The organism is Reichenbachiella sp. (assembly GCF_965233835.1).
Classification (GTDB): domain Bacteria; phylum Bacteroidota; class Bacteroidia; order Cytophagales; family Cyclobacteriaceae; genus Reichenbachiella.
The window spans coordinates 1,325,551-1,341,217 of the sequence record NZ_OZ247585.1 but is presented as its reverse complement, the minus strand read 5'-3'; the positions used below and the strand labels follow the sequence as shown (position 1 = coordinate 1,341,217).

Below are 15,667 nucleotides of genomic sequence, written 5' to 3'. Positions count from 1 at the left end.
GGGAAGGGCTTGCACCTTCCCTGCTGCTGGTCGTTGTTGTGTCTTATTCTTTGATGACGCGCAGGGTCTTTAATTCCTGCCCTTGAGCAGTCACCCGCACGAAGTAGACACCCTTCTTCTCACTTAAGTCAACGGCAATTTTATTTGTGTTGAAATCTGAGATATGGCGAACGATATCGCCTGTAATACTCAACACCTTTACTTCTACATTTTCAAAATTCCTTCCCAGTTCAAGATGAAAAGTGTCAGTTGTTGGGTTTGGGTAAGCTACCATATCCGTCTTTAATTCTAAAGCAGACAAGATTTCACCATCTGAGCTCATACAAACAGACTGCACTGAACAGTTTTCGTTTGATACTTCCACAGCATAAAAACCAGCTCTCTTGGGTGTGAGTTGGCGCTTGGTTTCTCCTGTCAGCTCCTCTCCTAAATCACAGTCAATCCATTGGTAGCTTACGTCTCCCTGATCTTCTGCGAAAAGAATTACTCCATTGACGCTAATCTCGTTTGATAGTTCCTCAAAAATTTTCAAAGAAAGATTGACCAAACTATCGCAACCCTCTTGATTAGTAAAAGTGGCTTGATAATCGCCACTTTCGAAGTACTCAACATCATCAAAGATGTACGAACCACAAGATTTTTCTGACACCTCATGTTCTTCACTTTTTAGAATCGTAAGGTTCAACACCACCAAACTATCGCAGCCATTTTCATTAGAAAAGTCACCCAAGTACTGGCCTGACACGGTATATTCGTCTTCACCAAAAGCATAACTATCACATGCCGTCTCTTCTACAACGTTGGTGTCTTCACAAGGCAAATCGGCCACAAACTGCACTTGAAAATCAGTTGATGTATAATCAGAATTATTATTCCAAGTGATATATATTTCATCCCCAGCAAGGCCCGTATAGGTTGCGCTTTCGGCATCTACCTGATCTAGATAACCAGCATAACTTATTGTCAGACTGAGCGTGGCATCCGTCTCTATGCCTTCCATGAATTTCTCGACTATCACCGTCCCATCTTCTGCCAAGGTGTAGACAAACCATTGTTCTTCGATCAGCTGGGTGGTTGCATTATAGAATCCATTTTCTGATGCTATCACGATGGCATCTTCTTGAGTTTGACCAGGAATTTCATCCAGATAACCAAAATAAAAATCGAAATCATACGCTTCCAAATCAATCGCTTCTTCATCCAATGTAGATAAGTTCCAAAGCAATTCATAAGTCATTCCTTGCTCCACAGCAGTGACCATCCGGGCATTGGGCGCAAAAGTTTCATCTGTATCCGCAAGCACTTCATCGCTGCATAGTTCTGTGAGTTCTACGCTTGAGTTTATACCCAACTCGTTGCTCAGATTAGTCACAAGGATTTCTCCATCGCGAGGTGCTGTAAATCTGAATAATTGCTTATCTGCATCTCCTTCAACTGTAATCCAACCAGACCAGTCTTCATCCTCTATTTGGGTGTACTCCCCTTTGCAATGGTTCTCTTCGAATGTTGCATTAAAGGTGCTATTGAAATTGCTCAAGCGAAACAACAATACATCTCCTATCGTAGTGGATGTATAAGTAAACCCACTAGGATGTGGATCATCGTCATCCAAATAATATGGTTCAATTGCATTTTGTGTAGATACCTCAGTGGCTATTCCATCAAAATAAGTATCAAAACGTAAATCAAAAGTACCAGGCACCTCAATTTCGAAAGCAAACCACTGCTCCGAAACATGAGAAATATGGCCAAAATCTTCATTAACGCCAAGTATCACTTCCAATGGAGCTACTTCTATACCAATACGTAAATCTTCTTCATAGAACCATTCGAATTGATAGGAGTCATTGATGAATTCATCGATCATTAATATGTAATATTCCTCGCCCTCAATAGCGTTGATGGCGAGCCGAGAGCCTCCAAAAAAACCTGGATAGTCATCATTGCTCGCAATGGGATCATTGTCAAATAAACAGTCATCATAAACTTCTATAGATGTGTCTTCGCCAAAAGCCAGAAAATCCCCATCCGCTCTAGAAGATGGCCCCGTGGTGACCACCAGTGTCCCTGATTTAGGTGCAGTGATTTTATACCATTGATCATTATCCTCTTGCGCTATGTGAGCTACATCATATACACCGATACTAGGAATCTGCAATGAATTGTCACAAGCAGATCCTTGCACCATCAATTCTCCCAAGTTTATTAAGAATTCAACATTAACCTCAAATTGGTTTTGCGGTGCAAACCGGAGTAAGAAAGTTGAATCCACCGCTGTCTGCATAAAGAAGAAGTCATCTTCATTAGGAATAGGCGCTCCCTGTTGATCTAAGATTTCTGCAATCCCTCCAAATACACCCACTTCGATATCACTTCCTGCGGCCAGCCTTGCACTTGCAAAAAGTGGTTCAGCATGTGGATTCAATAAGGTCAACTGATCTGTGTTGATTAAGATCGGATATTCAGCAGTATATCCCCTAGTTTGTTCTTTGATTAAAATATCCAGATCGAAATCATCAGCCAAGTCAGCACCCTTTACCTCCAGGTAATAATATTGACCTTTCACTACTTCGAAGGAGATTTTTGATCCACCGCTGTCGCAGTGATCTGCATCGTCATTTTCTTGAAGTAGCTCTCCGCAAAAAGCCGAATATCTTTTCAGTTGGGTATCTACACCCGACCGGCAGGTAGACACAATGGCTTCTCCATCGGCTTTGGCTTGATAGCGGAGAAAAGTATAACCATCGTAATTGTTGACTGTGTGTGTGCCTTCATTGACTTCAGTATATTCCTCACAATCAGCCACTTTCAGCTGCATGGAGAAAGTGTAGGCTTCATTCCAAAGTTGTAGGTCATGATTTCTTAATATCACGGACTCCCCAGCCGCCATATAGTAGCGCAAACTGCATGCTTCTGTATATTCCAGTTCACTTTGACAGTCGCTCAACAGTCTAAATCTAGTCACAGGGCCTCCGTCTTCTTGCTGCTGACAGGTTGATAATTCCAAAACACCTTCGTTGGGTGCAGTGTATGAAAAATATTGGTCTCCTAGTTTTCTGGTCACCGTATTTTCGCCTTCGATCATCGAGATCGCATCCCCGCAGGTCTCACCCGCCACAGTAGGCTGAAAAAAAGCACTGACCATAAATGCTTCCACATAAATAGACCCATCATCCGGATGTCTGTTTCCCTTCCAGGCTAGACTAATGGTTTGACCAACTTCCAATTGCATACGATGCACATAGGCTCCACAGCCTCCGCCAAATAAACCTAATGGGAAAAAATCAAGTTCATTGTCATCAGCACAAAAACCATCATAAATGGTCAAATCACTTAATCTGGTATCGCTATCACAAGAGTACATATAGTATGTGCCTGCTTCTGAGGCTGTAAATGAAAAGTACTTGTCTGGAGAATCTTCAGAGATATCTACCTCAAAAACTTCCTCCCCATCAGAGAATAGACCAGAAGTGAGATCTATAGGCGTATAACAATCTTCACCTACAATGGCACCAGTATTTAAGGAAGCACTGAAAGTATTGTTTCTTAGTTGCCCACTGATGCTAAACAGCACTTTGTCGCCAGTTGTACCTGCTATAGTAAATCCATTGGCACCAGAATCTTCATCTGGATAGGTATATGTTACCGCATCATCTGATGTAATCACTGTAGGCGATGAATCGTAAATAGTTGTAAACTGCATCGTGAAAACTCCATCAGCCAAGAACTCATACTCAAACCACTGCGCTGTAGTGAAATGTAAATTTCCATAGTCTTCGTTCAGACCCATGGATACATGTATAGGCACTTCTTCTGTGCCAATAATTAAATCTTCGGTATAAAATAATTCAAATTCATATTGGCCGCTGGTGCTTACATCATCCATCATTATAAAATATTCGACGTCTTGCTCTACGATATGATTGATCTGGGAAACTCCAAATGCCCCATCATTCGATTTGATGAAGCCATCCTCGCAAGCACCATGAAGTTCAACCCTGGTATCTTCTCCTTGATACAAATAGGATGTGCCTGCCAAGGCACCGTTGCCCGTGGTGATGACTACTTCTCCTTCTTTCGGAGCTACAAAGCTGAACCAGTGGTCTCCCTGACTGTTGTCTACCGCATGTATTCCTGTTTGTATATTTTGGGCTTGCTCACAAGATGATCCATCGTTTGGTGCGAAGCTGGCATTGAAATCATACTTCCAATCGTACGGACCTCTGTTGGCAGCCTTTACTAATACCACTTCGCCTTCCTCCATGACATAAGTCAATGTTGACCATTCATAATTTTCGTCAGGGTCACAGTCGTAATCGACAGTACTCAAATCAGACCCTTGGCAATTCTCCAATATTTCCATTCCGTAGACTGAATAAGCGTTTTCATGACCACAAGTGGAGACTTCCAAGGTACCGTCAGTCTCAGCTTTGTACTCGAAATATTGATCATAAAAAATAGAATTTTGAGCATTTTTGCCTTCTTGGAGTTGAATCGTTTCATCACATGCCGTGCCGTCCATTGGCATTTGAAAAAAGAAGTGAGCTTTAAATTCACCCGCCCAATTTTCATTTGACCATTCAAAGATGTAGGTATCTCCAAGTTCAACTTCTGCCGTGTATTGACAATTTCCAAAAAGCCCAGGTGACTGATCAATATCAGCGATCAGATTGTCACAAGTGGATTGATAGACCTTCAGGTCTGTATCGAAGCTACCATCACCAGGGCTATTGGCAAATCCAGACCACATCATTATGGTACCTACTTGATCGGCTGTATAGGTATAGAATTGGCTGCTACTGGAATTGTCCACAAGAATCTCTTGCTTCCCTTCCTCTACTATGGGGTAGTTGATATTTAAATCAACTGCTAATTCACAGGTGTCTTGCCCAAAAGCCTCAAACCCAAAAACCAAACCTGTCAGTATCGTAGCTAATACTACGCCCCTCACGCTTTTCTTCAACATCATAATTTCAATCTTTAAATTCACAAACCTTGTTGATGGGATAATCAAATTGGTGTGATATTCAAGTGGATTACAAATCTAGATGTGCGTGATAGGGTTGCCAACAAAAGCACCCTTAATAAATCTTAACAAGCCATTCAAGCAACTGATTGTCAGTTGATTAAAAATTTATCAGAAAAGTATTTATATCAACTTCGGAAGATAAATTGAGTTTTGAGCGGAGTCTATTCTTGGTCACATAGATGGAATTTTCGGTGCTACTCAATAAATCCGCCATCTCACGAGCAGAGAGACCAAGTCTGATATAAGAAGAAAGCTCAAGCTCTCTTTTATTGAGGTTGGGAAATTGACTCAGAAGACGGTCGTATAACTCTGCGTTTGATTCCTTTATCTTTTCCTGACTGTACTGAAGTTTTTTTTGAGTCTCAATTTGACTTCTTAAAGTAAGCCTTAAAGATCGGAGCTGTTTCTTTCCTCCTTCATCAATTTTAATTTGATCCAAATCGTTCAAAATATTCTCTCGAATTTTCAATTGCATTTGGTTATTGGCGGTGACTGTATCCATATCTTTTTGTTTCAACGCCATGGCTTGTTTATGTTTTTCTTCAGTCAGTCTCATCAATTCCTGGGACTGTTGCTGAATGGTCATTTCATTTTTTTGATACATGCTGTCATAGGATACCGCAGCCAAATAAAGAACAATAAGTAAGATTAGAATAGGTCCATACTCTGCTAGTGCGAAAGGTCTGTGCATGAGCTGATACCAGTTTAGAAGCGCAAAGGAAGAAAAACTCAGAATGATAAATAGATTTTTCAGAATTGAATTTTTCAATAAATAAATGGCCAACAAACCAAATAATATATTGAAATATGGAGCTCCAACTTGAGTAGTACTTACAAACATCACCCACCAACTGGTGGTTATAGAGGCCAAAATCAGAATGCATGAAGCCAATTGATTTTTTCTTCTATTTATGAAATAGATGACAACAAATGACACCAGATAAAAACTTAGTGGATATAGCTCCTGAACATTGCCAATCCGCCAATTGTATAAAAACATCAATGGGGTAAATACAATAGAGGCCAATGACAATACATTCACCAGCCTAATTCGTCTCAGATCATCTAGTGATGTTTCTGGCTTTACACCACTGTTAAAAAAGTTCTTAAAAATTGTGTTTTTCGAGCTGATATACATTTCAGCATGAATTTACGCCCATTTTCATAAGGAATAAAAACGATACCACAATTGAAATTAACTCTCTCTCTGAATAATCCATTCAGCCGCAATCAAATTAGGCACCCAGCACAGCCAAGACACCAACAGATAGGCTGAAATAAAATCCATGCCGAAAAAGCCTTGAAGGCTTGGTAACCATAGTCTTAGAGTAACTGCTGCCCAGCATAAGGCATAGCTTCGGATCATCCAGTTTTGATGAGCATCCACAGCCCCTTTTTTGATGGTGACAAAGGCCATTATGGTGGTCATCAACCACAGGACGGCCATAGTTCCAAATCCGTATCCTGCTACCCAGCCTCCTGTGGCAAAAAATGATAAATACAACCCGGCCATTCCACTCATAAGAACGGAAACAACATATACTTTTCCTAGTGTCCTATGAACAGAGAGATTCTTTTTTCGAAGCTTAGCACTAAACTGAGTCCATCCAGAAAGCATACTAATAGCTCCAAAACTTATATGCTGATAAAAAAACCAATTCCAGACTGAGCTACTCAGAATAGCTTCAGATTTGCCGCCCAAAAAGCCCTGACTCATGTCGACCAACCCGTACAAAACCGGATAGGTTCCGATTACTATAGAAAAGAAACCAAATACAATCCATCCAATTTTTTTCATCCTTTTATTTTTTAGCTAGAACATGATGTTCACAGCTATTCGTAGAGCAAAAACGAAGTTTATTACAGAATTCAAACAACAGATGGTACAATACTACTGTTCTACAACAATTCCAGACCAAAACAAAAAAAGACTCCGCGTCTCGGAGTCTTTTGTCTACTTGAAAAGGTGTGGAAGGACTCTCACCCTCCTGGTTTTATTTTTAAATTTATTCTAAGCTATCTATCGAGCTACTATTTCGTGTTTTGAGTAAGACAGGACACGTGTCAAACGTGCCCTGTTTCTGTAATTGCTGCTGCTCTGTCATCTTATTTTTTCTGAACCTCTGATAAAATAATAGACAACCTTTTCTCAACTTACCAACGGCAATCGCTTTTAGCAATGATATTTTTATCACGGCTCTCTGTTATTTTCTCATGAGTCCACAACAGATATACTGGTTTCTAAAAGATCTCTTACTTCGACTTATTCTTTAAGAACATTTCAAAGAAAGGGGAAAGGGTTATATCCATGAAATAATGTAGGGTAACAAAAGGGTATCATTGAAGAGTGCTTTAGGTCAAAACCGCAAACGACTGCAGCTAGGCCTGATTTTCAAAATAAAATTTGACAAAATACTACTTGACTTTGTAAAGGGATATTTTTATTTGTACCATAGGACTCAATTGATCGAAAGGTATGAGAACTTTTATTGTCTACTTTATTATTACTTTTTTTTGCTGCCCAGTGGTGCAATCTCGACCAGATTCGTTACAGTCGGACTCAAGATTATCAGCAAAAAAGCAATCTCTCTCCTGGCTTGACTCAACCAGCCAATCATTAACCAATTCCACTTTATTGATATATGTTGATTCCATTGAAAGCGCTTTAAATAGCCTATCCGAAGAACAGACGAGCGCTTATCTTTTTAAAGCCCTAGACTTTAGTCAAAGAGAGGATACGCAATACCCCAAAATATACTACTTGCTGGCAGAAGAATACTATAGCAAATTACAATATGATTCATCCATATTTTTTGTTGATAAACTCTTAATACTTCAAGATCAGGCGGAGCCAAGACATCTTGCACTTGCCTTAGAAGTAAAAGCAAGCAGCCTGTTACGAATCAAAAAATACGCTGAAATTCAGCGTGTCGTGACTGAGTATGGCAGCTTTCTTAAAGAAAACTTCCCGAACAATTATCTATTTGTATTTAACACGCTCCTGCATAGCTATATGATTCAATCTATGTACGATGCAGTGATTAAAGAAAGTCAAGAAGGGATTCAATTTGCCCGAAAGCATAAAAACTATAGAGTGGTTGTTTCGCTTCAAAATAGAATAGCGGCTGCTCACAAAAACAACAAAAATTTTGAAACGGCACAGTGGTATCTATTTCAAAATTTACAAATAGTAAAGGAAAACCCCGATCCAGTTTCGGAAACCTATGTCAACTTCGACTTGGGTATGTTATATCGTGATCTGGGAAAGTTGGATTCAGCTATTTTCTATATGAAGAAGTCCATTTCACTCATGAATCCATTCAATAAAAACAGCTATTCTTCACAGTTAGCTACTTTATACGTTGACAACTCCCAATTTGAAGAGGCTCGGCAGGTTCTTGACTCCATTGACATTTCTTTACTGATGGATCAAACTGCCAAAGGTGAGTATCTCTATGCCAAAGGAATGACATATTTTGGATTTGGGGATTACACATCTGCCATTGCTTCCTTGGACAGTGCTTTAGTTTTGAGGTCAGGAAACCCACGTGAAATTGTAAGATTAAAGAAGGAGCTATCAAAGCTGAAGTTGAAAACTGGAGAAAGCACTGACGCTTTAGCACTCTTTAAAGAGGCCGATATCATAGAAGACAGCCTCTTTAGCCTTGAAAAACAAAAAGAAATTGCCAAGTTGGAAGCACTAAACCAATTATCAGAAAAAGAGAAAGAAATATATCAACTGGAAGCTACGGCCACTCGAAATCAAATTCTACTTATAAGTGCTTGTGGTTTAGTTATTCTGCTTGTAATAATTGCTTCCCTGTCGGTTTGGTCTTATAGAATGAAAAGGAAAGCAAATGAAGAGCTATCAATCAAAAACACACACCTTAAAGCCCTGCGCCAAAGGGAAAAACAGCTTGCTGAAACAACCATACATGCCAAAGAACAAGAATTGACCACCATGGCTATGGCTGCTCATGAAAAAAACACGTTGCTAAAAAATCTTGAACAAAAGGTGAGCTTTTTAGAAAAAAAACAAGACCATCAGCTGTCACCAGAATTTAAAGACTTAAAAAAAACCATTTCCAATAGCTTTTCTTTAGACCGAAGTTGGGAAAACTTTCATAATCACTTTCAAGATGTCCACCCTCAGTTTTTCGAGAATCTCAAGCAACTGAACCCGAACCTGACTCATGATGATCTAAAGCTAAGTGCCTATCTCAAAATCGGCATGTCTAATAAAGAAATAGCAGGAGTTATCCACCTGACCGTTGGGTCAGTAAAAACAAAGGTTAACAGACTTAAGAAAAAATTAGAAATGGGACCTGATGATAATCTCCGCAACTTCATGTCTCACAATAATTAAAAAAAATCAGATGATGCTTGGGTGATATCTCTGTTTTGCTTGTCGTAATATAAATGTAGGTGGCTGTTTTCATTGCTGCTCTCTTAATATTTCAACAAAAAGTTAAAAGAGTACAATTAAACAATTAAATACCGAAAAAAATATTGCTTAGTTGACGCAAGTTTTTTTCACTTTAAACCACTGAGAATTGGCTACAATATTTAAAATTAAATATGAATACATAGCCAATAGATATATCTTTGCGCATTATTTTTTAGTGGTGTGCAGCAACCATAACTGATTGAATGATCGAAGTAATAAAAGTTCAGGAAAAAAAGGATCTTAAAAAGTTTATCGATTTCCCACACGAGCTATATGCTCATGATGGAAACTATGTACCTGAGCTATATCTTGCTCAAAAGGACCTATTAAACAAAAAGAGTCACCCTTTCTTTGACCATTCAGAAGCAGATTTTTTTCTGGCTTATAAAAATGATGCAATTGTTGGACGTATAGCTGCAATTAAAAACAACAACTATCTAGAATTTACGGGCGATCAGTCTGGTAAATTCGGTTTCTTCGATGTGATCGATGATTACGAAGTAGCTGAAGCTCTTTTAAACACTGTGGCGGACTGGCAAACAGAAAGAGGGTTGAAACATCTTACGGGGCCGGAAAATTACTCGACAAATGAAACTTGTGGAACACTGATCGAAGGATTTGATACACCTCCGACAGTAATGATGCCATACAACAAACCCTATTACAAGGGGTTTCTGGAGCGGTATGGATTTGAAAAAGACATGGATCTGTTGTCCTATAAAATCAACACTGAGGATGTTCCGGACAAACTTATTCGCCTATCTGACAAGGTTCTAGAGCGCTTAAATAGCAAAGGAATAACCATAAGAAAAATCAACCTAAAGAAATTTTCCGAGGAAATAGACAAGATTATTCACGTCTATAATTCTGCCTGGGAGAAAAATTGGGGATTTGTCCCTATGACTGATGCAGAGTTCAAACACGCTGCAAAAGACATGAAACAAATCGTGGATCCAGACTTTGTTTTAATAGCAGAGCACGAGGGGAAACCCATTGGGTTTACATTGAGCATTCCAGATATGAATGTGCCTTTGAAAAAATTGAAAAGAGGAAGATTACTTCCTTTTGGCATATTCAAATTACTCTATCATAAAAAAAATATTGATAGAGTACGTATTGTAACCTTGGGACTAGTCGAAGGTTATAGAAAGATGGGAATAGATGCCTATTTCTATATGAAAGCATTCGAAGAAGCCAAGAAAAAAGGAATGGCCTTTGGAGAGGCTTCCTGGATATTAGAAAATAATGAAATGATGAACAAGGCCATTGAAAATATCAACGGCAAGGTTTATAAAAAACACAGATTGTTTAAAAAAGCGATCTAAAGAATAAAAAAGGGACTAATTGAATTATAAAGAATATAAATTGGTAATTTGCTTGTTTGAGGAATATAATTCCAATAACATCAGCTAAAGGGACGGTATAAAGCACCAAAGTATTCTTTACAAAACCGATAATTGATGAGTATTTTACAACAACGTTTGGCGAGGTACACAGTAGCTAAAGATGCGAGAGCAGCAGGTCTATACCCATATTTCAGGGAAATAGGCTCCAATCAAGACACAGAAGTCATTATCAATGGCAAAAGGGTCATGATGTTTGGCTCGAACAGCTACTTGGGACTGACCAATCACCCAAAAGTGAAAGAAGCAGCCAAACTAGCCGTAGATAAATATGGAACTGGATGTGCTGGATCAAGATTCCTTAATGGAACGTTGGACCTGCATGTACAACTTGAAAACAATTTGGCAGAATACTTCAAAAAAGATGCTGCCTTAGTTTTTAGTACTGGTTTTCAATCAAACCTTGGAACGATTTCTTGCCTTACCGGACGAAATGACTACATCTTGATCGATGAACTAGATCATGCTTCTATCATTGACGGGACAAGACTTTCATTTTCTAAAGTGCTTAAATTCAAGCACAATGATATGGAATCTCTCGAGAAACAATTGAGTAGACTTCCAGATGACGCTGTTAAAATGATTGTTGTTGACGGGATCTTCAGTATGGAAGGTGATATTGTTAAGTTGCCTCAAATTGTAGAACTATCTAAAAAATACGGCGGAACCATTATCGTAGATGATGCTCATTCTGTCGGCGTAATTGGAAAGCAAGGTTCTGGTACTGCTTCTCACTTCGGTTTAGAAGATGATGTTGATTTTATTGTAGGGACATTCAGTAAGTCACTTGCCTCTCTTGGTGGTTTTGTGGCAGCTGATCACACCTCTATTGAATATATGAAGCACCACTCGAGAGCTTTGATGTTTAGTGCGAGTATTCCTCCTGCCTCTGCTGCGAGTGCCTTGGCCGCGCTTGAAATCATCAAAGATGAGCCGGAAAGAATCGAAAAACTTTGGGACAACACGAATTATACAATTAAGTGTTTGAAAGAAAACGAATTTGATATCGGTGAGGCTGAGTCTCCAATCGTACCAATTTACGTTCGAGACAATACAAAAACTTTCCAGGTTACTCAAATGCTATTCAATGAGGGTGTTTTTGTAAACCCAGTAATCTCTCCTGCTGTACCAAGTAATTCGTCATTGCTGAGATTCTCATTAATGGCTACACACTCTCACGAGCAAATTGACGTGGCTATAGACAAATTTATTAAGGCAAGAAAAATGATAGGATTTGGTGAGCCAGAAGAAATGCTGGCAGAACCATCGTTAATCTCTAAAGAAGCCTAAAACATAAAAGCCTGAAATTTCAGGCTTTATTTTTACCTCAAACTGTACGCTAGACTCCCCCACTTTTCACCAAAATGAATATACTAATTACAGGCGCGACTGGATTTATTGGTAAGTTCTTGGTGGACTATGCTCTGGAGGAAAAATTAAATGTCTTTGCCTCCGTCAGAAAATCCAGCAATAAGTCTAGCCTTGCAGATAAAAACGTTCAATTTATTGAACTGGACTTGACATCTGAGCAAAGTTTAATAACAGCTCTTAATGATTTTGCATCCACGCATGGCACCATTGACTACGTCATTCACAATGCCGGAATAACCAAAACAACAGATAATTCGGCCTACGATCTGGTCAACTTCTCATATACTGTCAACCTAATCAAAGCATTGGAAGGCACAGGACAGACTATTAAGAAATTTACACTCATTAGCAGCCTGGCTGCTTCTTCGCCCGGCGAAGGTGATCAAATGATTAAAATTGACCAGATCGGAGATCCTGTATCAGCCTATGGCTGGAGCAAAAAGAAAGCAGAAGACTATATAGAGCAAAATTGTTCTTTACCTTATGTAATTTTGCGCCCACCTCCGGTTTTTGGACCTGGGGATAAGGACATGTTTCCGGTTTTTGATTTAGTGAATAAAAACCTTGAACTGTATGTGGGGGGCAATCTACAATTATTGTCCTTTATATATGTGAAGGATTTGGCAAGAGGAATAGTTAAAGCAACCATTTCTGAAATCAAAAACAAAAAGTATTTCTTGTCGGACAATGGACAATACGACAACCAACAGTTTAATGCACTGATAAAGAAATATTTGAATAAGAAAACATTAAAAATTAAACTACCACTATTTGTGGTTTATGTGGTGGCATTTTTCTCTGAAATCTATACTAGAATCTCTGGAAATCTGTCACAATTGAATATTGAAAAAATAAAGGAACTCAAATGCTCCAACTGGATGTGCGATTCCAGAGACTTCTATAAGGACTTGGCCTTGGAGCCAAAGTATACCCTTTACGAAGGCATTCAGGAAACCATCGACTGGTACAGGAAAGAGCATTGGATAAAATAGCGTTAAAATAGAATATAGATGTCAGACAAAATTACAATTCAAGAGCCTAAAGGAAAGCTAGGCATTCTAACCCCAGGAATGGGTGCAGTATCTACCACCTTCATGGCTGGGGTATTGAGTATCAGAAAAGGGTTATCTGATCCAATCGGATCTTTGACTCAAATGGGAACTATTCGATTGGGTAAAAGAACTGAAAACAGAAACCCACTAATTAAGGACTTCATTCCCTTAGCTCCATTAGAAAATGTAGCTCTTGGAGGATGGGATGTATTCGAAGACAACGCTTATGAAGCCGCTATGCACGCCAAGGTCTTGGACAAAGATTTACTTAATGAGTTGAAAGATGAGTTAGAGCAAATCAAGCCAATGAAGGCGGTTTTCGACAAGAACTATGTAAAGAGGCTTGAGGGTTCTCACATCAAAACTGGATATGCCAACAAAATGGAATTGGCCGAAGCTTTGATTGAGGACATGGAAAATTTCAAAAAAGAGCATGGTTGTGATAGACTAGTGATGGTATGGTGTGGGTCTACTGAGATTTATATCGAGGAAGGCGAGGTACATTCTTCTATTGAGAAGTTGGAAGAGGGTATGAGAAACAATCACCCTGACATTGCACCAAGTATGATCTATGCCTACGCTGCTGCGAAAATGGGAGTTCCTTATGCCAATGGAGCGCCTAACCTTTCATGTGACGTAGACGCTATCGTTGAGCTCGCCAAGCAGACTGGCGCCCCAATAGCAGGTAAAGATTTTAAAACTGGACAGACTTTGATGAAGACCATCTTGGCTCCAGGATTGAAAGCCAGATCATTGGGAATCGATGGATGGTTCTCTACCAACATCTTGGGTAACAGAGATGGTGAGGTACTAGACGACCCCGACAACTTCAAAACTAAAGAGGTATCCAAGCTTGGTGTATTAGAAGAAGTACTAGAACCAGAGTTACATCCAAAACTTTACGGTGATCTTTATCACAAAGTAAGAATCAACTACTACCCTCCTAGAGGTGATGACAAAGAAGGATGGGACAACATCGACATCAAAGGATGGTTGGGCTACAAGATGCAGATTAAAGTGGATTTCTTATGTAAGGATTCCATTCTAGCCGCCCCATTGGTGCTTGACTTAGCCTTGTTCCTTGATTTAGCGTCAAGAGCTGGAATGAAAGGTGGTATCCAGGAATGGTTGTCATTCTACTTGAAATCACCACAAGCCGCAAAAGGATTGAAGCCACAGCACGACATCTTCGTGCAGTTGATGAAGTTGAAAAACACTTTGAGATATCTGGCAGGTGAGGATTTGATCACCAATCTTGGGCTTGATTACTACGATTGATAATCGTTCAATTTTAAGACAATATACAGTCCCTACTATTGAAAAATGGTAGGGATTTTTTATTTCAAATACTCAGACTTAAAATCCTGAACTTTAGGGTAAGTCCCCACAATGACCAAAACCACTTCTGGTTCCATGAGCACTTTCGAAGAAGGATTAAAAATAAACTTCCCGTTTTTGTCATTTAAACCCACTACCGTAACATCCGTACGATTTCTGATGTCCATAGATTCAATAGTCTGTCCTTGATAGTCTGACCTTAAATCTACATATCGAATTTCTTCGAGGGTAAGTCCATCCTCTTGATGACCTGACAGTTGATCCAAATACTCAATTACAAAGGGTTTGGTGATGTGTTGTGCCATGTGCAACCCGCCAATGGCATCTGGCATAATCACATGCTGAGCTCCTGCTTGCTTTAGTTTCTTAATTGAATTTTCTTCTGAGGCTCGTGAAATGATTTTTACTGCTGGATTCAAATCTTTTACCGTCAAGGTCAAAAACACATTCTCCGCATCGCTGGGTAGCGTAGTGATCAATGCTTTAGCTTTTTTTATTCCCGCCTCCTCTAGCACCTCCTCGTGGGTAGGGTCCCCTAGAATAAACTTATACTTTCTTTGATTCTGGATTAAATCTATCAACTGCTCATTGCGATCTACCACAACAAAATCCACCTTCTGGCTTCTTAGCTCCTCACAAGCACGGTTTCCATTTCGGCCAAATCCACAAACAATGATATGATCCTTCATTTTTTTAACTTCTTTACCAAAAACATACTTTCTGTACAGTCGATTCAGCTCCCCTTCAAAAAGGTAAGTAGAAAAAACTGACACCACATAAGCAAATATCATCAAGTTGAAAATGATATAAATGCTCGTAAATAATCTTCCATTCTCAGAAAGTGGATAAACTTCATTAAAGCCAACGGTAGAAAACGTAATAACCGCCATGTAAAAGGACTCCACCCAGCTAAAACCTTCAATAAGAACGAAACCGAGCATGCCGGTACAAAGTGAACCAATTAGCAAAAATGCACTGATGAATAATTTTTTAAAGTCTCTATAGCGTTCGAAGAGTACCATTTTAC

At 39.3% G+C, this 15,667-nt stretch carries 9 protein-coding genes; 5 read left to right on the top strand and 4 right to left on the bottom strand.

Features of this window, described 5'->3' with window-relative positions; all coding sequences use genetic code 11:
* Nucleotides 1-43: 43 nt before the first annotated feature.
* From ACO6S2_RS05770 to ACO6S2_RS05760, 3 genes are all read right to left on the bottom strand, one after another.
* A complete protein-coding gene (locus tag ACO6S2_RS05770) occupies nt 44-4,969 on the bottom strand; it encodes a T9SS type A sorting domain-containing protein (RefSeq protein ID WP_422361564.1) in 4,926 nt (1,641 codons plus the stop codon).
* A 157-nt stretch (nt 4,970-5,126) separates the two neighbouring features.
* On the bottom strand, nt 5,127-6,167 hold the full coding sequence (locus ACO6S2_RS05765) for a helix-turn-helix transcriptional regulator (protein WP_422361563.1): 1,041 nt from the start codon (nt 6,165-6,167) through the stop codon (nt 5,127-5,129).
* A gap of 57 nt (nt 6,168-6,224) precedes the next feature.
* Nucleotides 6,225-6,827 (bottom strand): DUF2306 domain-containing protein, encoded by a 603-nt coding sequence (locus ACO6S2_RS05760; protein WP_422361562.1) that lies wholly within the window; start codon nt 6,825-6,827, stop codon nt 6,225-6,227.
* 678 nt (nt 6,828-7,505) lie between these two features.
* Here ACO6S2_RS05760 and ACO6S2_RS05755 point away from each other — a divergent pair.
* The 5 genes from ACO6S2_RS05755 (at nt 7,506) to ACO6S2_RS05735 (ending at nt 14,580) form a co-directional block, all read left to right on the top strand.
* A complete protein-coding gene (locus ACO6S2_RS05755) occupies nt 7,506-9,395 on the top strand; it encodes a tetratricopeptide repeat protein (protein ID WP_422361561.1) in 1,890 nt (629 codons plus the stop codon).
* 284 nt (nt 9,396-9,679) lie between these two features.
* Nucleotides 9,680-10,801, top strand: coding sequence for a hypothetical protein (locus ACO6S2_RS05750; RefSeq protein ID WP_422361560.1), 1,122 nt, complete (start codon nt 9,680-9,682; stop codon nt 10,799-10,801).
* Between the two features lie 135 nt (nt 10,802-10,936).
* Nucleotides 10,937-12,169, top strand: coding sequence for a serine palmitoyltransferase (gene spt / locus ACO6S2_RS05745; protein ID WP_422361559.1), 1,233 nt, complete (start codon nt 10,937-10,939; stop codon nt 12,167-12,169).
* A gap of 74 nt (nt 12,170-12,243) precedes the next feature.
* On the top strand, nt 12,244-13,242 hold the full coding sequence (locus ACO6S2_RS05740; RefSeq protein WP_422361558.1) for an NAD-dependent epimerase/dehydratase family protein: 999 nt from the start codon (nt 12,244-12,246) through the stop codon (nt 13,240-13,242).
* Between the two features lie 18 nt (nt 13,243-13,260).
* Nucleotides 13,261-14,580 (top strand): inositol-3-phosphate synthase, encoded by a 1,320-nt coding sequence (locus tag ACO6S2_RS05735; RefSeq protein ID WP_422361557.1) that lies wholly within the window; start codon nt 13,261-13,263, stop codon nt 14,578-14,580.
* A gap of 59 nt (nt 14,581-14,639) precedes the next feature.
* On the opposite strand, the gene ACO6S2_RS05730 is transcribed toward ACO6S2_RS05735, so the two are convergent.
* A complete protein-coding gene (locus ACO6S2_RS05730; protein WP_422361556.1) occupies nt 14,640-15,662 on the bottom strand; it encodes a potassium channel family protein in 1,023 nt (340 codons plus the stop codon).
* Nucleotides 15,663-15,667 lie beyond the last annotated feature (5 nt).